At 42.1% G+C, this 23,702-nt stretch carries 10 protein-coding genes and 2 tRNA genes; 9 read left to right on the plus strand and 3 right to left on the minus strand.

Going from position 1 to position 23,702, the window contains the following annotated elements; translation table 11 throughout:
- Positions 1-4: 4 nt before the first annotated feature.
- From CH373_RS11605 to CH373_RS11625, 5 genes are all read left to right on the plus strand, one after another.
- Positions 5-12,958: a polymorphic toxin-type HINT domain-containing protein gene (locus CH373_RS11605; protein ID WP_100714411.1), complete on the plus strand. Its 12,954-nt coding sequence runs from the start codon at positions 5-7 to the stop codon at positions 12,956-12,958.
- An 813-nt stretch (positions 12,959-13,771) separates the two neighbouring features.
- The gene (locus tag CH373_RS11610; protein ID WP_165778820.1) at positions 13,772-14,554 is read left to right on the plus strand and encodes a DUF1554 domain-containing protein; all 783 of its coding nucleotides are present in this window, start codon (positions 13,772-13,774) and stop codon (positions 14,552-14,554) included.
- A gap of 268 nt (positions 14,555-14,822) precedes the next feature.
- On the plus strand, positions 14,823-15,590 hold the full coding sequence (locus tag CH373_RS11615) for a DUF1554 domain-containing protein (protein ID WP_100714409.1): 768 nt from the start codon (positions 14,823-14,825) through the stop codon (positions 15,588-15,590).
- 3 nt (positions 15,591-15,593) lie between these two features.
- Complete coding sequence (locus CH373_RS11620) at positions 15,594-15,953, plus strand: Bor/Iss family lipoprotein (protein ID WP_100714408.1); 360 nt, start codon at positions 15,594-15,596, stop codon at positions 15,951-15,953.
- The gene (locus CH373_RS11625; protein WP_100714407.1) at positions 15,950-16,846 is read left to right on the plus strand and encodes an OmpA family protein; all 897 of its coding nucleotides are present in this window, start codon (positions 15,950-15,952) and stop codon (positions 16,844-16,846) included. The genes CH373_RS11620 and CH373_RS11625 overlap by 4 nt, the downstream gene beginning before the upstream one ends.
- A 90-nt stretch (positions 16,847-16,936) precedes the next feature.
- On the opposite strand, the gene CH373_RS11630 is transcribed toward CH373_RS11625, so the two are convergent.
- Complete coding sequence (locus CH373_RS11630) at positions 16,937-18,997, minus strand: 1-acyl-sn-glycerol-3-phosphate acyltransferase (protein ID WP_100714476.1); 2,061 nt, start codon at positions 18,995-18,997, stop codon at positions 16,937-16,939.
- 215 nt (positions 18,998-19,212) lie between these two features.
- Between CH373_RS11630 and CH373_RS11635 the strand changes: the two genes are divergently transcribed.
- The 4 genes from CH373_RS11635 to CH373_RS11650 all read left to right on the plus strand — a co-directional run bounded on the left by CH373_RS11635 (position 19,213) and on the right by CH373_RS11650 (position 21,785).
- Positions 19,213-20,220, plus strand: coding sequence for an ATP phosphoribosyltransferase regulatory subunit (locus CH373_RS11635; protein WP_100714475.1), 1,008 nt, complete (start codon positions 19,213-19,215; stop codon positions 20,218-20,220).
- Between the two features lie 58 nt (positions 20,221-20,278).
- Complete coding sequence (locus CH373_RS11640) at positions 20,279-21,553, plus strand: adenylosuccinate synthase (RefSeq protein ID WP_100714406.1); 1,275 nt, start codon at positions 20,279-20,281, stop codon at positions 21,551-21,553.
- Positions 21,554-21,616: 63 nt separating this feature from the next.
- Positions 21,617-21,689 (plus strand) — tRNA-Lys (locus tag CH373_RS11645).
- A gap of 21 nt (positions 21,690-21,710) precedes the next feature.
- Positions 21,711-21,785, plus strand: a tRNA-Glu gene (locus CH373_RS11650).
- A gap of 74 nt (positions 21,786-21,859) precedes the next feature.
- On the opposite strand, the gene CH373_RS11655 is transcribed toward CH373_RS11650, so the two are convergent.
- Both CH373_RS11655 and CH373_RS11660 read right to left on the minus strand, forming a co-directional pair.
- Positions 21,860-22,738, minus strand: a complete 879-nt coding sequence (locus tag CH373_RS11655; RefSeq protein WP_100714405.1) for a TIGR02757 family protein — start codon at positions 22,736-22,738, stop codon at positions 21,860-21,862.
- 22 nt (positions 22,739-22,760) lie between these two features.
- Complete coding sequence (locus tag CH373_RS11660; protein WP_100714404.1) at positions 22,761-23,660, minus strand: hydroxymethylglutaryl-CoA lyase; 900 nt, start codon at positions 23,658-23,660, stop codon at positions 22,761-22,763.
- Positions 23,661-23,702 lie beyond the last annotated feature (42 nt).

Genomic DNA, 23,702 nt, shown 5'->3' on the forward strand with positions numbered 1-23,702 from the left:
CAATATGAAACTTCCTTCCTTAACAATTTTTTCGAACTTCTTTTCCTCCTTTCATACAATTCCTATTTTGGCACCAACCCAAAGCCCCCAGGCGCGTCGCAGAAGAAGGAAGTCCTTTAAAGCGATTCGGTTTTTCATTCATACAACCATGAGGACTGCGTTAGTCGCTATTATGGTGTTTGACATCGTGGCATCGCCACTTGCAGCGGACCCGAATCTCTTTCGTGATATCTGGAAAAATGGATCTGACGGAAAATTAGAAAGACAATATAAAAAGGCGGACTCCTCCAATACAGAATCTGATTGGAATCAGACAGTTGACCAAGGAAAACAGTTACTCCGCGCGGACTGGGAATCGGAGGCAGAGCGAGAAATCGAAAAGGAGTTGCTCAACGCTGACGGAAACAAAGAGGAATTAAAACTTACATTAGAAAAGGAAAAATCTGTAGTCTTTGCAGAATGGGAAACGGATCTGCAAAGAGAAATCGATACTAAAAAAGGAGAATGGAAGGCAAAAGTCTCCGGGAAGAGTTTAGAAGAACTTATTCTTGGAATTGATAAAGAGGCAATTCTGCAAGCGGTTACAGCTTCAGAACAAGCCGCTCAAAGTGGTCAAAATGCAACAGAGAAGCTGCAACGCTTTGATAGTGGAACATCCAGTGCTTTAGGCGCGTTTCGTTCCGATTGGGAAACGAGCTTAGAACAGAAAGTCTCTTCGTTAAACTCCTCGATCGCATTCTCTAGTTTGGAGGAAAAAAAATCCTTCGAATCCTCTCTACTGCAAATCAAGAGATTTTATCAAGCCGAATATTCCTACGAAGAATCTTCCTTAGTAAGTTCTTACAGAGCTCAGTTTATTGCAAAACAGAACGAAAACGAAGATTTGGAAAATCGAATCGCGCAAGAAACGGATCCGTCCCAGCTGGCATTATTACTAATCAACCGAGCAAAGCGAAAAATTGATGAAAGTAATGGCGGAATGCTACCACCGGACGGATCGATCCTAGCTCCTCCCGTCACTTCCGTGCAAGGAGATGATTATCAATCTAAGTTCTTAAAAGCGCTCCAAGACGGACAGGCCCAGTGGCAAAAGGCAATTGATGATTTGGTTCTGGGAAAATTAAAATATGATGATGCTGTAAATCGCGAATGGAAGACGGGAGAGGAAAGTTGGACTGACGCATACAATCAGGTTCTTGCAGCAAAGGAAAGCTGGACTAGTACAGTTCAGGCTCAAATTCAGAAAGGTTTAGAAGCCTGGGACAAATCATCGTCCGATTTGCAGAAGAACAAACAAAAGGCGTTGGCGGAACTAGACAGAACAATTTCGACTAACAATAGGCAGTGGCAAGCGCATGTCCGTGGGATCGAAAATGTTGTAGTAGGTGGTGCGGATACTTTGGCCACCATTGCTAGCAACAAGCAATTTTTTAAGGAAGCATTAGATCGAGCGAATGCCCCAGGGAGCGGTTACGGATCTAGCATTATTTCGGAATATCAGAATCAGTTAACATACTGGTCGGGCCTGGAGACTAGAATTCGCAACTTAGTAAGCAATTCACAAAATCAACTGCATGACCAAGATATGCGCGGGACCGGCAGCGGCGAAGGTTTATTGGTAAACGCCGGTGGTTCAGATCCCTACGTGTACACGGCTGCCGAATTAGAGCTTAAAATCTCTAAAGAAGAATTGAAGCTGTTGCAGCAAAAGAAGGACAGAGCTCAGCAGGTTTATGATTACGCGGTTCAGAATGTAGGAAATAAAACCATAGAAAGCATAGCAGTTGAACTGGAAAACGCAAGAACTGCATTCAAAACCCAGGAAACGGCTTATCTAAAATTACTGGCTGAGCTAAATGGAGGAGGGGATGTAGGATCTTCCTCACCAGGATTGGCTCCGGAATCAAGCACCACTAGCAATGCTGTCTCCACTTCTGGCACAAGTATATTATCCCAGTTAGAGAACGCGAATAAGGTATTAGAAGAAAGAAGAAAGAAATTAGAAGAAAGCAAGGCTCTCATGGAGGAAAGAAGGGCTGCTTATGAATCCGTCACAAAAATGCAGGTTTTAGTCAATAACCCTCAGCTTTTGGGTAAAGTAGGGGAGTTGCGGACGGATCCAGGATCTAACAAGTCTGATAGCGGACTAAGATATGAAATTTTTCAGGCGAGTGAAGAATTAGATAAGAAAAGAGAAGTTTTAAGACAGCAAGAATCCGAGGTCTACAAATTATCCTACGAAAGGGAAAACGCACTCAGAACCCAGTCCTTTTATAACGAAACTCTAAAGAAAATATTAGAATTTGAAAAATTAAAGGAAAATAAAGTACTCCTTGAATCTATCTTAAACGGTGGAGCAGGATTATCCGAAAAAATCGATTCTCTATTGTCCGGCAATAACCTTGTTACTCTTTATGGAAATGATCTGTCTGTGCAAATTCGCTCCAACCTAACAAAATTACAAAAGAATTTAGTAGATCTGGATAAACCAGTATTAGACTCAACGAATAGCTTCGCATCCCAATTTTCCGCGCTTAAATCCACTGCAAGTTCTTTTCCACTCGACGAGATGGACGCAAGAAAATCCGATTTGGAAAAGTATTTGGATCAGATGGTTTCCGTTAGGGATTCGTTAAATGGAAGTGGCAGCTTTGATACATCTTATATCGATTTCAATAAGTTAGACCAAGGAATTGCGTATCTGGACCATCTACTCTCTAATTGGGACTCGAGCATTTCAGGTATGCAATCCGGCTTGGAAGAAATCGATAAATCGGGAATTGCGTTTATAGATTATGCAAACTCAAATCAATCCCAAAAAGGAACATTAGAATATTCTAATAGAATGCTTTCGCTTACCTCCAAGTTGCAAGAATCTGCAATTTCGATCGGACAGTTTCAAGACTTTATAAAAGAAATTCATACTACAACAGAATACTTAAATACAGTATTCTTGGATAGTTTTCAAATTAGTGACGCAACGGTAGATTCAACTCTGACAGGAATCGAAAGAACTTCCGCGAAAAAATCTATATCAGATTTACGATTATCTTACGATTCTGGATTCAAACAATGGCATCCAATTCTTGCCGGGATTTCAGAACCTTTTGGCGATCTAAACACGAATCTCACGAATTTCGGTCAATCAGTCCAAGCTTTTCGGACTAGCTTAGAAAATAGAAGCGATATAGGAAAGCAAGTCTCCTCGGAGCTCATCTCCATGTATGACGGATTTAGGGTTGAATATGAAGGCAGAAAGTCAGAGTTAGAGTTCCTGCTAGACCCGAATGGTAGTTCTGAATCCTTGGCGGAACTGCAAAAGAATGCAGTGCTCCGCAGAAATTTAGAAGGAGCAAGACTGAACGAAAAAGCTCTGGAACTACTTACGGATTATTTAGAAGATCTCCCGGCGGAGAAAAGAAACATTGATTCTATCTATTTGCAAATTTTGAAAGATTCGGACGATAGATTCAAGACTTTAGATATCGGCGAGTCGGCTATGCGGGAAAGACAAGCGATGGAGCTAGTCTTAGATTTTGTAAGGGCCAATCGCAGTTCTTTAGGAAGGTCTTTATCTTCTCCCGACTATGAGCAATTCATAGATAGTTTGCACACTCAAAAATCCAATGCTGCAGAGATCCGATCTTTTTATGAAGACGGTGATGAGTTTACAGAAGTAGAAAGAAATCAGATTCTAACTAGTGAAAGTTCATCCGAAAAACGTAAATTAAGTGAATATTATTCTTTTGGAGCGAGTTTCTTTTTTCAGCAGGCTACAACAAAGGTAGCAGCATTAGATGCTGTAGTAAATAGAGTAGATGGTTTTGCCGATCAGGTAAGGCAGGGAGGTGTGCTTAGTGCTCTAACTGACCGTTATTTTAGTACTCAAGAAAACAAGGCGACCGGATTGCTAAACGAAATTCATACAAAAGTAAGTAATCTGTCAGGATTGAATGCTTCTGATTTTTTGCAGGATTCATTCCAACTCGGAACTAGCACCGATCACGACGTAAATGCAGAGTCCCTTCGGAAAAACTTGCTGAATGAATTACTCGCGGGGAAAATTACCGAGACAGAATTTCTGCAGTCCTTAGAAGATTTTAATAAATTGGGAAATATCTTTAGCGCGAAGGACGCTATTAAGGTATATTCCGAAGCCTCTAACCTTAAGGAAGAATGGGAAGAAGGATCATTGCAGATTCTGAATAGTGCAACGAATCTAAAACAATTCTTGGCCTCAGTGCCTTCCGCTTCCGATTCGCTAGGAGGCATGATGTCCAGTTCCCTGGAGGACTTTTACTCGCTTCGTTTCGGGGAAATAAAAGACCTATATGCGTTGAAGGATGCAAAAGATCCGAATGACTTTACGTTGGCAGCCTACCCTGGAGTAGATTTTTCTGTACTAGAATCCTATATCGGAAACTTTGAATCCGCTCACTCAGAGTGGAAGTCGAGAAAAGAATCTCTACTCGCAGCTAACCAGGCATTTATAGATCAGCAAAATTCTCTAAGCAGCTTGGTGCTCGGCACTCCTGAATATTTAGCAAAACTAAAAGATGTGCAGACTAAATTTGCCGACTTAGAGCAAAAGTATTCAGAAACGAAAGTATATTTTGAAGACATTTCCACCAAATCGATTCAGGCTTATCAGGATGCAAAAATAGTACTTTCGAAAATGAAATCCTCGTTGGGGCTGCCTAACAAGTTTCTGATCAATGATGATTCGCTGCCGATACTTCCTCAAGGAATCAGAGATGATTATCTTAACAATAGAGGAGTGTATTCCTTTCAGTACTATTCTGCGCCTCAAGGAGAGCAGATTGACAATCTAATCATGTCGGACGCGATTTTTACTCGTAATACCGTCCAAGCAGTTGAATTCCAAAATCAATTCTTAGGCCTTTCGACTCAGGCAAAAATCTTTGATACTACGAAACTTGGATTCGAATCGTTATCGAAAGCGCAAATTGCAAAGCAAGAAATAGGCACAGAAATTTCTGAATTTCGATCCGGATTGGAGGATAGAATTCAGGTTTTCCTAGGAGGTGGAGAAAAGAATCAAATCTCTCAGGAAAATTTGGTCAGCTACGTGAATCAATTGCGCAACTTCTTTTTGGAAAAGCAGAGCAAAGGAGAGAAGGTAAATGCTGCAGTATTAGAAGCTTTGGAAAATGCGGGAGCCTTTACGGATGAAATAGGCCAATTGAAATTCTTTCAAGGAATTCCAATTGAGGAACGTACGGAAGCAGCGACTCAGGCTAAGTGGACTGAGGCTAAAAGTAATACAGCATCGCTAAAAGAAGCACAAGGAATATTCAAAGAACTTAGTACAACATTAAAGAACATAGAAGAATCTGGGCAGCCTCTCTACACTCTCATGGACAAAATAGAGTTCTCGTTGCTCAAGTACGATGACCTGAAGACTAAGCTGTCTGGAAAAAGTTTTGCTCTGGACAGTGAAATAGTCTCAGGGATGGAAAATTTGAAAGCTTATGCCTGGGAAGCACACAAATCGAATCTTGCCCAAGCTTTCGTAACCAGAATTCAGGAAAACACTTCCCTAGACTCCTTTGTAGAGGAAATCAAAACAGGTAAATATCTATTACCAGGGCAAAATGGAGCCAAGTTAGAAAAGAACTCCAGTTTCTTGGGCAAAAATCTCACGGATGCTCAAGTAGAAGAAGTACGCAATTATTTGAATGTATATTCAGATGAAGTGAAAATTAAGAATGCGGATATTCGCACCGGTATTGACGCAATTTTAACAGTAGTCGATCCGGAGATCCGAGTAGAACTAAAATCCAAGGCTTTAGCAAATGCTTATGATCAAATTAAGGATACGATTTCACAGGGAAACTTAGTTTCCGTGGGAGGATTGCCCCCCGAAATCAAGGAATATGCGATTGTTTCCAACTATCTCGCATTTTTAGGATCCTCTGAAAGCCGGTTAGAATCGAATCCGATAGATAGAAATACTGTTCTCAATGAATACCTACTTAAGGTGGGGTCTGAAAATGGTGAATCTGCAATACTTTCGGATTTTCTAAACCATTATTCCGAAAGAAATTCTTCCTATTACTTAAAAACGGAAGAATTGAAATCCAGAGATGTACTCTCATCATATTATGAAAGTGGAAACTATATTCATCTAAAAGCAGATGATTTAGTAGAATTAACAAACTGGCTAAAAAATAAGAAGTACGAATCTAACTTAGTAAGTTCTTTAAATTCAGCCGTTCGAATGGAAACGATTTTGTCAGGATATTTGGGAGGATCAGAGGAAGAATATTTTTCTTACGTTGGTTCCAAACTTGCGGGTGGAATCACTAATTCGGAAAAAGAAGGACTGATACTTCAGAAGGCAGGATTGTACAATCCTTTCGGATCAGAAAATCTAATCAGTGGACTTCAATCCGACCAGTTCTTACGGAATTTTAAATACAAGTCAGGTTTTCAATCTCTAACGGCAAAACTAGATTCAGAAGATTTGAATTTTACGAAAAGTTTAGTGGAGGTTAACAGAGATGAAAAAAACCGAGAATTCACGTACAATGTAGTCAAAAAGAATCAGATCGTAGAATCGTACTTGAGCTATTTAAACATATCTCCGACTGGACAGCTAGAACCTTCACAAGAGAAAAAAGTACAGGATAGACTAAGAGAACTTGAATTTCAGGCAGAGCAGAGGCTCGGAAACTTTCTCAGTCTCGTAGAGAATTACAATAGCGCGTCATTTGATCCTTCTAAAGAAGAAGGAAATCCTTCTATCAGGAAGGCGCTCCAAGAGTTTAAGGATTCCGGTTACGAGATTTCGGACACGGTCTATTCAAAAAATTCCCAAGGGGATTATTCGTTTAAGGGGGGCTTGGACAACCTGTACGGGATTATTGAAAACTACGTTGATAATAATTTACCCGGTCGCTCTGCACTTAACGACCCATATGCGGAGATCGTATCTGCAAAAGGAAGCATGGATTCTTCTGCAGATAGTATTATTACCGCGGGAAAAAGTATCGGAATACTAACTCAAATATTCCAGACTTACCAAGGAAAAACGGGAGCCTCTCTAGAAAGCGCTTTAATTACGGACCTTCAAACTTATAAAGATAACTATAATCAAGCTTTAAAGGATTTTGAAGTTGCTCAAAAGAACTTTAATGACCAAAAGAATATCGTAGCTGGAATCCAAGATTCCTATTCTAGTAAGCAGGCAGAAGTCACAGCGTCTTACTCTACATTACAAAATTCTACACAATCATTGAATAACTTAAGTGCAGTATATGATTTTGCGACTCTGGTCAGCTATTCAAAACACCAAACCGGTGAAGGTGATCCAGTTACCGAGATAAAAAAACCAACGGAACTTGCAAAGGAGCGATTGGATTCCGCGAATAATGAAGTAATCGCCAAAATAAAGGAAATCGAAGAAATACAAAATCGAGTGGATAAGCGTACGACACTCGCCTCTCTTAGCTCGGACCCTCAGGTTGCATTGAACAAGCAGCAAACGGAAGAATGGGCAGAACGAGCGCTCAGATACAGCAAGGCCGAAGCAACCATCAAGGACCGAATTTCTACTTTAAAGTCGGAAATAGCTGCACAAAGGGCAAGTCTTCAGGGATCATTAAATTCCTTTTTAGTACCAACTGCAATTTCCATCAATGCAAACTCCTTAAATGGGCTGATCGATGTATATAAATCAGATTATAAATCCTCAGAGAAATTGCTCCGAGAGGAATATGGAATCGTTGAGGGAATCGTAAACGGTAGGATAGGTGCCTGGGATATTATAAATGGCGGTCGCGGATCCAGCGGCCCACCTCCTACTTATGGAAAAGGTTTATCCATCAAATACCCGGAACACGATATATTAAGTTTTGTGAATGCTCATCGAGGAGGAGGTGAGCTAGCATCACAAATGAAAACTACTATGGACGCGCTCGACGGAGTTTGGATTTGGCAAGATGACAATCGAGCTATCCAAAACGCCGTGAACCGAATTACATCAGACTCATATGCAGAATATAGCGACAAGATGGAGCAAAGAACTCGCGATGCCATGGCTGCCACTTCCATTGTAATCGCACTGCTTTCCTGGGGAAATCCAGCCATAGGGTTCGAGGCGATTGCAAGGAGAGACAGGTGGGTGGATGTTAAGAATACACTAAATAATTCCATAGCTACCGCCGCAGCACAGGCAAATAATCTAAAAAATCTTCAGGCGGAATTGAATTACTACACCGATATCTCCTCGGCAGAACAATTAAGATCAGTCATGCTCGGATCCGGAAACTCCAGTGGGCAATTTAGATTAAACACTGGCCTTCGAGCAGAAGATGTAAATTATATTACTGGTTCCGGCGCCTTGGCACCGAGCAGCTTACAGTGGAAAGGCGGAAAGGAACCGCTAAATCTAGATAATATAGCCGGAAAAAACGGAGATTCGATTGCTCAAGACCGGTTCATTCACGACGCCTACGGACTACTCGTTAGAAACAATACTGGCTATGTTCCAGGTGGAACATCAGCGGCTGCTACAAAGGCTACAAAAACCGGTTCTGATGGAGTCAAGACAGCATACATGGTTTCGGGAGACGAATTCGCGTCTGCAATGGCAGTACTGGCTCGCTCTCAATATGATGTAGAAAGAGATGAATATTATGCTGCTGGGGAAGCGTTTGTCGGAACTGGAGGGCAGAAGGCCGACAAGAGAGACATTCTGGATGATAGGGAACAATTTTACGCAAATTTAATACAGAAAATTAGCAATAACTCCGGACAAAATATAGAATATGAAATGTATCGGACAGTTGCTTCTGACTATATGGGAGAGGGGAAAATACTAGACCAAATCTTTGAGTTAAACCAGGAGCAGCAGAGAAAAACACAATTAGCGGCCTGGGAATCAAAGGAAAAGGAATTTTACGATAGAAAGCAAGAGTGGGTTCAGAACATACAGTTTCTGCAAGATACTGGTAACTTAAGATTCAATGACATGACCAGTGTGATTCTCAAAAATTGGGACAGCTGGAGGACAGAATTCCAGAAGAGTGCAAAGGCTGGGGAGGAAGAACATTTACGAAACATTGAAAAGGCCTTGAGAGACAAGGCCAGATGGGAGGCAGACTTCCTCTCACAAATGAAAAACCAGGATAATTCAAGTATAATTCGTGATGCTTATGATCAAATCCAAAGTGTCGTGGATAGTTATTCTTCGTCCATGCCGATTGGTGTAGCTATTAATCTAAACACGAATTCAATATTGAACTCTGTCCTTTCTGAATCCCCTGCTAAACTGGATGAGAAAATTCTAAATCAGGGAGCTTACCAGAATGTGCAGTTTTTCATAGATCAACTTCATTCCAATAAATTAGATAATTCTAATGTTAAAGAATTTGATCAGATGAGGGTGGAGATGGACCAGAGATCCCAAAAAATGGTCGTACTGCAAACTCTAGATAGCCTTTACTCGATACCCAACACTTATGCAGAGACAATTAAGACCGCAAACGAAGACTTAAGAAAACAACTTACTCAACAATTGATGCAAGATGGATTCATTCCAATGGGGGACACTTTGGTCAGACAAACCGTCGGACCTACAGGAGAACCTCAGTCTCAAATCCTTCCTAACTACATGTCTTTTCAATACAATGCGCCTACCTCTTTGCCGAAGGTAAAGGACAGCAATGGCAAAGAATGGGATCTGAGCGACTACAGCAGTCTATCCGCTATAGGTGGGCCGCAATCCTTTGAATTGCAGACCATGGTGAAACTAGCTAAAGAAGAAATGGATTTGGACTTTAAGAAGGTCTACGATCCGGATAATCCTGCAAATCGTGAAATCGCTGTTAGCTTATTAGATTCAAAAGCAACAGCTAGAGTCACGCAATCCGCGCAGGCAGCACTACAAAGGCTTTTTACAGACCAAGAGTCTATACTGAAGTACAACGCTGCGGATGAACGCGGCAAACGTGGAATGGAAGAGGCGGCTAAAAACTCAGGTTATTTAGTCGGACCAACAGAAGGTGGTGCCTTTGGAGACCATCACTTTGCGCAGTTCTACACGATTCTCAAACTTAAACAAAAGTACGATGAGTTAAAACAACAAGGTGAAGATCTAAAGGGGGATGGTTTTGCAAACGCTGTCGGAAGTGCTGTAGAAGTTGCCACCTTGGGCACGTTAAACAGCAAGCAAGTATCTAAGTTCATGCACGAGAACAAGGATGTAATCAACACAGTTGCGACGGTCGCGGCCGTGGTCGCCGCACCGTTTACGGCAGGAGCTTCACTGATTGCACTGGCCGCCTACAATGCGGTGCAGGGAGCCTATGATGGTGGTATCCTTGGAGCAGCAGCTGGAGCAGTATCAGCTTACGCAACTTATACGGGTGTGACGATGAGTTATTCGTATAAGGATGGTTTTAGCGCTGGAGTCGGACTCAGCGTAGGCGAAATCGGGTCAGTTGGACTCAACTATTCGGATAAAGATGGTTTTGGTGCGAACGCAGGAATTAAGGTAGGGAATTTCAGCGCAGGAGTGAGCTACACAGAAGCCGGAGGATTCGGCGCAAACGTTGCTCTCAGTACGGCTAGCGGGGCTGGGTTTAGCTTGAATTATATGGAAGGCCAGGGATTTTCTGGATCCATAGATTATAAAAATGGAAACAAGGCAAACGGATTCCAAGGGTCTCTTGTTGTAGGAAGCAAGGGCGAAGTGACTGCAAAAATCGGAATGGCTAAAGACGGTATAGGAAAAGCTGGCATTAATTATACGAGCAAGGACGGCTTGGGAGTGTATGCAGGAAAAACACTGGGAGACGGACCTCTAGGTGGAATTACAAGCGCAGAGATCGGATGGAATAAAGAGAAAGGAGCCCAAGCTTCTTATGGTTCCGACAATCTTCGAGTCACCTACAGCGATAAAGACGGCTTCGGTGCCAAGTTTTCCCAGGATACAGGTTTTGGTGAACTGAATCTATCAGTGACCAGAAAGGGCGGAGCAAGCGCCTCTTTTAGCGGACAGATCGGCGGTGTAAAAGGCTCTCTGAATTATAGTTCGAAAGACGGATTCTCAGCGGGGCTATCTACGTCAATTGAAGGAACTGATTCCAATCTCAGTATTGGAAAAGGTGGAAAGTTAGGCTTTAACCAAAAGCAGAATGTACGAGCCGGTTCGGAAGACTTATTTATAAACAACTTAGAAGAGCTACAAGGCTTGAACGATGCCGAGATCAAGGAAGCAAAGGCAAGAATCATTGCTGACTCTTTCGAAGAATATAAGAAATCTATGATAGTTCTGAATCCAAAGCTTGCCGAGTATGCAAATGACCCAGACAAGTTTCAGGCTAAAATCAAAGAATTGGATGAAAAAGGAGAACTAACTCACCCATCCGGAAACGATGCTGCTATTGATACTGGTGCTTCCAGGGATTTCTGGTACCGGAAAGTAGGGGGATTCATTGGAGACCTGGCATCTTCTTTTATGGGTTCCAGTGTAGCTTTCGGTTCAGGGTTTGTGGATGAAAAAGGTGTTTTCCATCAGAGAACTTGCTTTGTGGCAGGAACCTTGGTGCATACGAAAGACGGACTGAAAGCGATCGAGGAGATTCAAGAGGGAGATTGGGTTCTCTCTAAAAGCGATCGAACAGGTCAGGTTTCCTATAGACCAATCATCCAGACATTTGATAGGCAAGCAGATCTTATTTATACATTAGAATTTTCCGATGGGACTGTTTTGAAAACTACCTGGAACCACCCGTTCAGACGTCTCAAGCCTGAAAGTAGATCGGAGGAATTCGAAATGGAAAACTCGGAATGGTCGCAGGCTAAAGATTTAAAGGTAGGAGATATTACGTTTATTGCAAGTGGAGATACGATCGAGATAACTTCGATCAATGCGGAGAAAAGGCCGGCAACCGTTTACAATTTTGAAGTAGACGAGCACCATACTTACTTCGTTGGAGAAGCCGGAGTGTGGGTGCATAATGATAGTTATAAAATAGAAAATGACAAATATCTCGGCTGGCGTTATACGATTCACGAGTGGAATAAAAGTGAAGTTTTTGAAAGAAATGGGAAAAAATACAAAAAGACGGGTGAAATGGAATTTCAGTGTGTCGAGGGTTGCATTGATGGTAATGAAAAAATTTGGTTAACAAATACTGGAATGACTCAGTCAATTGAAAGTAATGGAAAAGTAATTTCCACTTCTTTCGGTTATGACCCTAAAAGAAAAGGCGATGATGTAGAACTATTTTCCAAACGCCAAACAGTCATCATTGATCAAAATACAAATGGTGTAATAAACATGATCTACAATGAGAATGGTGAGCGTTCAGTTACAGCTCGTTATCAATTACCTGAGGGAGTAGTAAATCCTTTCGATCGTAATAACCAAACTTTAATGTCGAATAGCCCTTTCGGAAAACGAGACTTAAAGATCAGTCCTTTCCACTATGGTATGGATAATGCTTCCGCGTCCGCAATGTATCTTCCAGTAGATGGTGTAATCGTGGATCCTCCTAAAGATGGAGGTATGAAAGCTAATATAAATGGTCATGACTCGGGAATCTATAAAGAAGGCGGTAAAGTAATAATACCCGGCAATGTTCCAAATGGAGCAACAATTACGTACGACGATTTTGATTATAAAGGACCAGTTACAGGAAACACTGTAACAGTTTTAACGAAACAGGCCGGGAAGGAATATTTTATGGTATTCCACCATTTAGAAGCTATTGATCCAAAATTTCAAAAAGATACAAAAATTAAGGCAGGTGATGAAATTGGTAAAACAGGCACCACTGGTATTTCAACTGGTATACATGGGCATTTCGGTGTTTATACGAAAGAGAAACCTTCGTTTAGTTCTGACTATTATTCAAAAACGAAGGATGGCCTATACTATGTCGATCCTGCCTATTTTTTAACAAATGTAGCGGGTAAAAAAAAGTAAGCAGTTCAATTCACTGAGTCGAGTAACAAGCTCATGCTCAGTGTTAAGAATTGCATAGGATTTGGTGAGCCTTTGTTGATGTTCCATAACGAGCAGATGGAGCTAAAACTGCATTCATCTGAGTAAAAGCGTACTAGCCTGATTTCCAAAGGTTATTAAGGGGAACTTACAACAATAGAAAATTGGCAACTCACTTCACGGTGGTTGCCAATTTTTTAATAAAGAACCTTAATCGGGTGTAGATCCATTTTTTGTCATTCGACAGCTAACTCAGACTAGGCCGCAGACTTTTTAACAGGCTTTGCTGACGGCATATCGCGAACTCGGCGAATCAGAAACTGTACTATAATTCGCGTTCGGGGTGTACTTGGAGAGTCCCCACCCTTCCTGGGCGGGGGCCGGCGCGGTGGAAGTACGGCCACTCTTTTCACAGAAGTGATTTTTACGCAAGCGCGATTTGTCCCGGAATTCCAGTAGGAGCTCCCACAAATCCGTTGTTAACCGAAGTTAATAAAATATTTGAATAACTCCCTTGCGCGCCTGGCGTGCATTAGATAAACGGCAATCAGTTAAGAGAAATACCCAGTAACAAAGGACAGAATTCTTTTTGCGTAGAAAATTTAATTTCTAATTTTTTTTGTTAAATGAATTCGCTGAACCTCGCAGTTTAAACGACGTAACTAAAGGCTTGTCTTTGCAAATCGGCAGTTTAGGTAGGGTTGGTTTTCGTAAAGAAATCGAATGATATGGAAATTTTCTGACCGTAAACAGTCTTTACGGAGGTATAAATTCTTAGTTAAAGGCTACCGAACAATGAACAGTGATTTTGCGATGGGACAATCGGATTACACGTATCAGGTGAAAAGCGGATTTTCCCTGATCCTTTATCGTTTGAAGACAGGATTTTTATTCCTGATGATTTCCTTACTTTATGTATCCTGCGTGCAATGGCCTGTTGCAAGTGCCTTGTTGGAAACCCAAGAAAAGAATTCGAATGAGAACTCGTTGATAGTCGGTCTGTTGGCCACAGGAAATCCTAGCAGTCCTACTCCCGGTATTCCGACTAGTACCCCGACGGCAAATTGTTCAACGACTGGCGGGTGCTATATTTACTATTCAAGTCCGACGTCTGGGGCAATGGGTGGGATCACAGGAGCAGATGCTATTTGCCAGGCTTCTTATTCGGTTTTTACCCCTGCTCCGGTAGGATCGGCCTCAGATTATAAAGCCTTGATTATGGATGAGGCTGGAGGACGTAATCTAACTACCAACTGGGTTCTGCGCCCAAATCTACAGTATTATAGCTATCACACTGGAGCGTTGATTTCCACTTCGGATGCAGCGGGAGAACTTTCACTTCCACTAGTAAGTTCACTGGAAAGTGGTCCAGGCGGCTTTGCTGCCTACACCGGTATTAATACTACTGGAGCCACCTGGATTCCAAAAGCCGGAACTACTTGTAACAGCTGGGCTAGTACTGCCACATCGGCTATTCGTGGAGAGGCTGGAATTTCAAATGATCCGACTGGGTTTGTGGATACAAACGGGTCTTATACTTGCGATAGTAATCTGCGTCTCTATTGCGTGCGACAGTAAAGATATAAACTAAGTGGAAACTTCAAGTGAGAAGGAAATTCGTCTAACATGCAAAAGGTGGCACACTCGGACAAAATCGAGTATCGGGTATTAGGAGTAATTTTGAAACGTAATTAGGTTTTTGAATCAAATTAGAAGTTCCGGTTTGTTATTTTGTTAAGCGAACAAATATAGAAACTCAAGTTTCGCTAATATTCGGCAATAAGGAAAATCAAATTTGAAGTTATCGGCTTTTTTTCGGAGTACAAGTTCAACAAACAAGAGTTATATGGCGGAAGATTTTATTATAAATACTTTGTTTGTGCCAGTTTCTGGCAGCTTTCTTTACTGTACTTTCGCTTTTGCGATCTTTTTTTTCAGCTCCTGCGTTCAGTGGCCAGTTGCAAGTGCTCTTTTGGAGGAGCCTGTAGAGAATTCCGATAAAAATCGATCGATTCTCGCGCTGGCAACTCAATCAAATGAGCCAATCACTCCATCCTCGCCGACTGACTTGTGTCAAATACCTTCGCCTCCACTTTCAGGAAATTGCGCCTCTAACGGAGGGTGTTATATTTTCTATGCGCAGATGGGAGACGCGGCCGACTTTGGCGGGATTGCAGGAATGGATAATCTTTGTAAGCTCCAATTCGCCTCAAAGAACCCGCTACCGGTTGGCAATGCAACGGAATATAAAGCATTGCTAATGGACGAATCCTGCACGCGGTCACTGACAAGAAATTGGGTTTTGCATCCCAATACGAATTACTTAAGTTACCATACGAATCAAGTAATGAGCTCCACTGACTCCAACGGGATGCTCAGAATGCCTTTGCAAAATCCACTCTACACGCCAGGAGAAACTGGTGTGTTTACAGGAATTGACGCATCTGGCCCAACTTGGAAGGCTAAAGTCGGAGAGACTTGTGATAATTGGACAAGTGCCTCCAGCTCTAATTTTGGGAGAACCGGTGCTAGCAGCGGGTCCTCGGGTACAAGATTTGTAGATTCAGGGAGAACTTCCTGCAACCCATATCGTATTTATTGTGTGAGGATATAAGCTATGAAATCTCAGATGATTCGTTTTGGAAGTATGCTGATATTCTTTTCTTTGTTCTTTGCTTCTTGTCAGCACGCTCGCTTGAAGTTGGCACCTGTACAAGAAAAAACTAAAGTGGCAGATGCAAAAGAAAACCCGCCTGAAATCAATATAAAGCAGAGATACTATTTGTTCGGATTGTACCCGAGAAATATGGAATATTCTGAAAAAGAATTATGCCCGGCGCGAGGGATCAAGGAGATCCACCAATATTCTACATTTTGGGATCTGACTTTCGAGCAACTTACAATCGGAATCTATTCGCCGCGTTCACTTTCGATCCAATGCTACGGGAGTTCTAAGACCAAAGGAAAAAATATATGAACGTTTCCTTTAAGCAAATTAGAATCCGACTTATTTCTTTGCTGATCATTTGTTCAGGCAATTTGCTGCTTGCTTGTCACCAAATTAAGGTGAATCCAATCGATCGACCTAGACTAGCTCAGTCAACCGCGGACATTCAGTTTAAGTCCACAAGTTATGTATTAGGTTATTTTGAAGGAGGTCATCCATTTGCTGAATGTGGGGATGGAATTGAAAGCCTTCGGATCTTTCGCAGCTCGGTCGATTCGGTCATTCAGTTTTTTCTCGGCGGAATTGTGAGTGCGAGAAGTATAGAAGTTGTTTGCAATCGACCGAAGCTGGACGTCGACTCTCTCTTGCATGATGATTTCGCAATTTTGAAGGGGGTTTATTTCAAGGTAAATTCGAGCGACTTGGACAAGAATTCCTTCTTAGTGCTGGATCAACTCGCAGATTTCTTAAGCCGCAAACCAGAGGCAAAAATTAGAATCATAGGTCACACCGACCTGATCGGAGATCCAAAGAAAAATCAAACTTTATCTGAAGAAAGGGCTTTATCTACTAAAAGCTATTTACTCACAAAGGGAATCGCAGATAGCAAGATCGAAACGGTGGGGTTAGGTTCCAAAAAACCATTAGTTCCGCTGATGGACTTAGAATCGTCAGCTATGAACCGCAGAATCGAAGTGCAACTGGTCAAGGCAGAGAACGGACACAAACCAAAGTTAATCGGAGAACCGGAAGAGGACGAAGAAGGCACAGAAGGTATGGCGAAGGTCATTCTTAGAAATGGCAAGATCATGTACGGGCATATCCAAGACCAAACGAAGGATGAAATTTACATAGAAAGAGACGGTAAAGTTACCACCTTACGCAAACAGTCTGTAAAAAGGATCATTTACCACAGAAATTAATGGGCTGTCGACCTTTCCAACATTTCCATTTTCCGAGGTTTCATTCGGAAAATGGAATATAATTTTCTGCCGATTCAAATTTCGTCCAATTTATCCGGTAACGCTTTTTCCGAGTTGTTCAGGATGGAATGAGCTAGTAGGAACTCTTGCTAATCTTTCTTCCATCGATTCTGCGACTTTTGCAGCATTTCGTTTGTTAATTACAACCTCGTAAGCCGCAAACAGAATAGGAACTACTTCCGGATCGATTTTCATCAAATTCGGCATCACCTTTAGACCATAGAATCCGTTAGACATTTTCTCCGAAGGATGTCCGTAGGCGAGATCGTATCCGGTTTTCCGATCTTTTGCGTCGGTTCCAAAACAAGACAGCATAAAGTCAGTAAGTCCAGAAAGTCCCTGGAATGTCTCCGGCTTTCCTCCCATCTTGACTCCGACTTTGACCATTTCATTGAAGAATCGATTGGAAAGATGAAAAAGAGAATTGTCCACATTTCCACCTAAGGTTTGTGTAAAGTAACCTTCCACGATGCCCATTGCCAACGCGTAAATCGTTTTTAATGCGCCTCCGAGCTGTACACCCCTTACATCACTAGGAATGATTGCTGGCCTGGGGAAAATATAGCCAGTAGTTAATAATTTTTGAATACGGGGAATTAAGGATTCGTTCGTAGCTGCAATCTCAAATCCCGAGATTTTTCTCTCCATGATCTGATCCGGATACGATGCACCGGAGATGACGCCTATGCGATCGTCTTCAATTCCAAGACCTTGTTGGAAATCGTCCAAAATCAAACCGGAGCTAGTGAATCCTTTTACCACATTGAAGATCGGAGCTTTGTTTTTGCTTAAGAAAGGTTGCAACTCGGGATAAACCGTGTGCAACTCCCAAGGATTGGTCGCTTGAATAAAGATGGTGGCATCCTTGAAAACTTCGGGATCCGAAGTGAAAATCAAATTCGGTGGAAGCTTGTACAGAGGATAGTTTTTGAGATCTCTACGTTCCTGGTCCGATTGAGAAGTGTAATTCTTATCCGGATGATAAACCTGCACTAAAACTTCTTTATTCGCGAGAATCGTTGCGATTGCGATTCCCATGCTGCTTGAGCCGATTACAACGATCTTCTCTTCGGGGGTTTTCGGTAGTTTGATCAGCTTATTCTTATTGCGTTCATCTCCGCTATATAAGTTTCGATAAATTCCGTGTTGGTGTTTGTTTAAGTTCTGACCGACCAACAATGCCAAGTTATCGATTAAGAATTGCTTTTTGTCCCCGTGCTCAGGAAAGCTAAGCTGCTCCAAATTTTTTGGAAAACTTTCCATCTGTTTGCGATTGAGTTCACCGACTAACACAGGTTTTCCGATGACGAGTTTTCCGTTTACTTGATTGAAGAGTAGGCTGGTCGTCGGAAGAATCTTATCCGTTTTTTCCAAAGAGATTGGGATAATCACTTTGTTTGCTACATAGTGATAGACCGTATCCACAAAAGGCATTAACCTTCCGTCTCGAGAGCGGGTTCCTTCAGGGAAAATTGCGATGATCTTTCCTTCTGATTGCAACTTTTGAGAATGCCGAAACGCTCTCATATTAATCTTAGTCATCAAATCGGAGAGACTTGGATTGTCCGCCATATCCCTTTTAGAGCAAACGAGCAATGTCCCGAACATATATAATCCCAACCGGGTAAAGTCAGGTTCGTAGGCAAGGCGGCCCGCAATAAATACTAGTTGTTCTGCGACTTCTTTCCCTTCAGGCGAAGCATGATATAAAAGCTGAAAAATCGCGGGTGCGTCCAAATGACTTAAATGGTTTGAAATCAATGTAATCGGAACCTTTCCAATCAAAGGCTTGATTAGCTTAAGATTTTCTGCGCCCTCAACTGTGAAAAACTTCATGATGGGCGAAAGGAATTGAATCATAAACTCCCTTGCCTTCTTTTCCGGACTTGTATAAACCCCAACCTGTTCCAGGGTGCCAGGATCCTTAAACACGTCCATTACCGGGGGCATGGATGTAATCGAGCAAAGATAGAGGAACTTTTGTAGGATCTTCTTAGCCTCTTCTTCACTCATTCCTGATCTTTTGAACAAATGGATGTTTTCGAAGAATTCTTTTTGCCACCTTCCAAGTGATTGCTCTTTTTCGGCCATAGTACGGACGCCTCTATTTTTGATTCGGGGTTGATAGTTAGGATTGATTCCGATCACAGACTTCGGGCTAAACTTTGGTAAGAGTAGGTGCCCGAGATTTCCGGAGAATACGTTCTACTCTCAGAACGTGAATTGTCATTCTATTTTTTGGGAAAAACGATTTGAATTCTATCCTCCTCCCAACGAACTGTTCTTTGGGGCTCTGCAAAATTCAGATGACACATAATCCTCCCGAGTTTACTGAAAAGAAATGGATTCCAGAAGGTTTTCACTTTCTGGGGCCGGAAGACAGTTTAGAAAGGCGACAGCTTTTAGATTCATTATGCTCCGGTCTGCGTAAATTCGGATATTCCGAAGTATTTCTGCCCTCTTTCGATTACTCTTCTTCTTTTCTTCATACAGTTTCTGATGAGGATTCTGCCGCACTTTATAGGTTCAGAGATTCCGACGGAAGAGAGCTATCGCCTAGCGTCGATCTGACGGTGCAAGCAGTGAAAGGAATGGCTGCATTTGCGCACCGCAAAGAAAATCAGAAGATTTTTTATATTGGCAAAACCTTCAGAGACTATGGAAGAAAAAGCGGGGACAGAAAAGAGATCAACCAAGTAGGTGCAGAAAACCTAGGTGGATCTGGAAAGGGTGCGGTCCTGAAAATGCTAGAAGAGATTCGCGTTCTACTAAACGACATTCGGATCTCCGCGCCAGTGACGATCGTATTAGGAAATGTGAATCTATTTCGATCCTTGATTGAAAAAGCCGGTCTGAGTCACCAAGAGCAAAGGATCCTTTCTTTCCTGCTCTATCGCAAAAATCTGCCCGAGATTCGGAAGTATTTAGGCGGGAATACGAAATGGAAGGAGATCCTACCAATCGTCGAATCACTCTGTTTAGGCTTTACTTCCGAACTCCAAGAATTCGGATCAAGGCTTTCTTTTGCCGGAATGCCGGAATCGTTTCGAAGTACTTTGGCCGACACACAAGAAATACTGTCCTCGATGCCTACTACTCGAAGCATAGAGTTTTGCGCGGACTTTTCACTCATACCCGATTTGGAATATTATACCGGATTCGTATTCCAAGGATATGTGGCAGGGGACTCGGAGCCAGTGGTCACCGGTGGAGTGTATGATCACCTCTACCAAACTTTCTCCGGGATTCCAAAAGAAGCGTGTGGATACGCGATCAACGTGGATATCCTAGAAGGGATTCGAAAATCTAATTAAAGATTATTTTTAAAAGTTGCCGAACCAATATGTTTAAAAACAAAAAGGAAAGAATAATATGCCTGCAACACTCGTAGTCGGAACCCAATGGGGGGATGAAGGTAAAGCCAAGGTAATCGATTTCTTATCCAAAGACACGGATATTATCGTTCGATACCAAGGTGGGGCAAACGCAGGACATACCGTGGTAGTCCACGGAAAAAAATACGTATTTCACTTGGTTCCGTCCGGAGTTATTTACGACCAGACGACTTGCGTGATCGGAAACGGAGTAGTCCTGGATCCGATGTTCTTTATAGAAGAATGCGATAAGTTGCAGTCGGAAGGGTTTCCGGTATATGATAAATTACTAATTAGCGACGCTTGTCACCTGCTCTTTCCTTTTCACGGATTAGTGGATTCTGCAAGAGAGAGCGTATCGAGTCCTGGCAGAAAAATCGGAACTACCAAAAAGGGAATCGGAATCTGCTATGCAGATAAAATGATGAGGATCGGCCTTAGAGTAGGAGATTTACTCGAGGATGATTTCGAATCTAGACTCAATCATTTGGTAGAAGAGAAGAATGCAGAGCTGGGCAAACTCTACGGAATCGAAAAAATTTCTACGAAAGAAATCGTGGATCGATTGAAGTATTTCAACTCCAAGGTTCGCAAAAATATCGTGAATACCGCTTTCTATCTCGACACTCAGTTAAAAGCAGGCAAAAGAGTTCTCCTAGAAGGAGCACAAGGAACTGGATTGGACGTAGACTTCGGTACGTATCCGTACGTGACCAGTTCTAATCCTACAACTGGCGGCGCATTTATCGGATCCGGAATTGCATTTCAATATTTGAAAAGCGTAATCGGAATTACGAAGGCATATACTACAAGAGTTGGAGAAGGCCCTTTCCCTACAGAATTAGAAGGGGAAGAAGGAGAAAAGCTTCGGGCTCTAGGACAAGAATATGGAGCGACGACCGGTCGACCTAGAAGGTGCGGTTGGTTCGACACTGAAGTTCTGAGACATGCCGTTCGAATCAACGGTTTAACATCCGTAGCTTTAACCAAGATCGATGTTCTATCTGCCTACGATAAGATTCCTGTCGCAGTAGCTTACGAGAGAAACGGCAAAAAGTTGGATTGTTTTCCTTCTCAAGGCTTAGAGCACGTGAAAGTAATTTACGAAGAATTTCCTGGATGGAAAACCGATATCACAGGAATCGGAGAGTTTGACCAGCTACCATCGAGATGTAAGGATTATGTACGCGCCTTGGAAAAATTAATCGGAGTTCGAATCGATTTAATTTCTACAGGACCGGATAGAAAAGATACGATTGCTTCCTGTCCGTAAAATTCTCTGAAAATCGTTTGACCATAGGGGCTCCCAAAATATCGTGTTCTCGAAACCGTTCGAGAGTCGTTAGCTCAGTCGGTAGAGCATCTCACTTTTAATGAGAGGGTCCTGGGTTCGAGTCCCAGACGACTCAGGACTCGGACAAATTTCACAAGCCGCCATCGTCTAGTGGTTAGGACACAAGATTTTCATTCTTGTAACCGGGGTTCAATTCCCCGTGGCGGTGCCAAATTATTCTCACCTGAAAATCAGCAAGAGGTCTTTCGGAAACTCCCCGCTGAAAGCTAACAGAAAGAATCCATTTTATCTATTTGCATAAATTCTGCAGATAGAACGCAGTTCACAAGTTTCGCATAAATCCTGATCGTACTTTGCTTTGCACTTTTTCAAGATTCCTAGTCTACTCAATGCAAAATCCATTCGCAGAGGATCTTCCGGATACAAATCCAAAAAGAAATCCGTAATCTCTCTAGACTTTTTAAAGTCGGGAGACTTTCTAAAAGTTGCTCCTATGATTTCTCCGATTCGATTGATATGAGTGTCTAACGGGAACACTAGCTCGGAAGTTGAAATTGATTTGTACAGTCCAAAATCAGGTGACTGGTTCCTGACCATCCAACGCAAGAACATGCAGTATCTTTTTAATGCTGAGTTTTGCTTTCCGGTTCCGATCAAAAATTTCAGTCCATAAGTTTCCCATTTCGGGTTGATGCTTTGCAAAACCGAACCGAATTTTCTTTGAAAGTGCAAGATTCTATTTTCGAGCGATGCTCGAGAGGTTTCCGTTTGAAACCAAGGCTCTAAAGACCAAGACCCGATTTGCGCATTTTGTCTGTAAGCGATTCTTAATCCGTCCAAAAATAGCAGGGTGTCATTCTCTGTCTGAAATCTGTAGGCCCCCAGACGATTTCGAAGTACTTTCGTTCCTTCCGAAAGCAAAAAGGATTTCGGAGATTTGCCCATCGGCTCCAGCAAGCGAGATAGAAATCTTCGAATAGCGGTCACGTTTCCATATGCGAATAAAGAAGAAATCAGACCTACAAATTCTTTGTCCTCTTTAGAGTCGTACAAATAGCACAGAAAAATAGGATCCGTGCCTAAATATTCGGGAGTATTATACTTTTGGAATAAAGTATCAAATTTTCCTTTGATTTGATTTTTGCGCTTATTGGACTCAGACACTTTGCAAAAAATTAATATTTGTTTAGGAAGCTACCATCTTACTTCGTAAGGCGATATAAGCTTTGGAAGTTAATTTCCTTCCCAGAATCTCCTCCATAAACTTGGAGGCCTGGACCAACTTTTCCAAATCGATTCCGGTTTGAATTCCAGACTTGTGGAAATAATAGACCAAATCTTCAGTTGCTAAGTTTCCTGAGGCTCCTTTTGCATAAGGGCATCCACCCAGTCCGCCAGCAGAAGAATCGAAGGACCTTATCCCCATTTCGTACGATTTGTGAACATTCGCAATTGCCATAGAGTAAGTGTCGTGAAAATGTCCAGCCAGCTTTGCGGAAGGAATTTCTTTTAATAATAGTTTTAGTAGTGCTTCCACCTCAGAAGGCACAGCAGTTCCGATCGTTTCTCCCAAGGAAATTTCATAGGCACCCTGGTCCAAAAGTATTTTCGTCACGTCCAAAACCTTCGAAGGCGCAATCTTTCCTTCGTACGGACAATCGATGACCGTGGAAACGTATCCTCTAACTCTAATTCCGTCTTTTTGTGCCTGCTTGAATATTTCTCGAAAGCCTTCTATAGATTCTAAGATCGTGCGATTGATATTCTTTTTCGTAAAACTTTCGGACGCTGCAGTAAAGACCGCGACTTCTTTAAAGCCGGAAGCGATTGCAGCTTCGTAACCTTTAAGATTCGGAGTAAGAGCGGAATAGTTACTATTTTTTTGAAAATCCAGACTTGCGGAGAGTTCTTTCGCATCTCCTAACTGAGGAATCGCCTCTTTCTTTACAAAGGAAGTCGCTTCTATATTTTTAATTCCGGATTCACTTAACTTTTGGATAAAGCTCAATTTATCTGCAGTGGATATTTGTTTGGATTCGTTTTGAAGACCATCTCTTGGTCCCACCTCTGTGATTTTGAGGTCCATGTCTTAAGAGGAGTGGTTGTAAGAAATTCGGGCAAGCAATAA

This window comes from Leptospira perolatii (genome assembly GCF_002811875.1).
GTDB classification, from domain to species: Bacteria; Spirochaetota; Leptospiria; order Leptospirales; family Leptospiraceae; genus Leptospira_B; species Leptospira_B perolatii.

What these genes read in the sequence shown, in the direction of transcription:
- CH373_RS11610 (WP_165778820.1), top strand. Translation starts at nt 13,772, where the DNA reads ATGAACAGTGATTTTGCGATGGGACAATCGGATTACACGTATCAGGTG.
- CH373_RS11615 (WP_100714409.1), top strand. Translation starts at nt 14,823, where the DNA reads ATGGCGGAAGATTTTATTATAAATACTTTGTTTGTGCCAGTTTCTGGC.
- CH373_RS11635 (WP_100714475.1), top strand. Translation starts at nt 19,213, where the DNA reads ATGACACATAATCCTCCCGAGTTTACTGAAAAGAAATGGATTCCAGAA.
- CH373_RS11630 (WP_100714476.1), bottom strand. Translation starts at nt 18,997, where the DNA reads ATGGCCGAAAAAGAGCAATCACTTGGAAGGTGGCAAAAAGAATTCTTC.
- CH373_RS11660 (WP_100714404.1), bottom strand. Translation starts at nt 23,660, where the DNA reads ATGGACCTCAAAATCACAGAGGTGGGACCAAGAGATGGTCTTCAAAAC.
- CH373_RS11620 (WP_100714408.1), top strand. Translation starts at nt 15,594, where the DNA reads ATGAAATCTCAGATGATTCGTTTTGGAAGTATGCTGATATTCTTTTCT.
- CH373_RS11625 (WP_100714407.1), top strand. Translation starts at nt 15,950, where the DNA reads ATGAACGTTTCCTTTAAGCAAATTAGAATCCGACTTATTTCTTTGCTG.
- CH373_RS11605 (WP_100714411.1), top strand. Translation starts at nt 5, where the DNA reads ATGAAACTTCCTTCCTTAACAATTTTTTCGAACTTCTTTTCCTCCTTT.
- CH373_RS11640 (WP_100714406.1), top strand. Translation starts at nt 20,279, where the DNA reads ATGCCTGCAACACTCGTAGTCGGAACCCAATGGGGGGATGAAGGTAAA.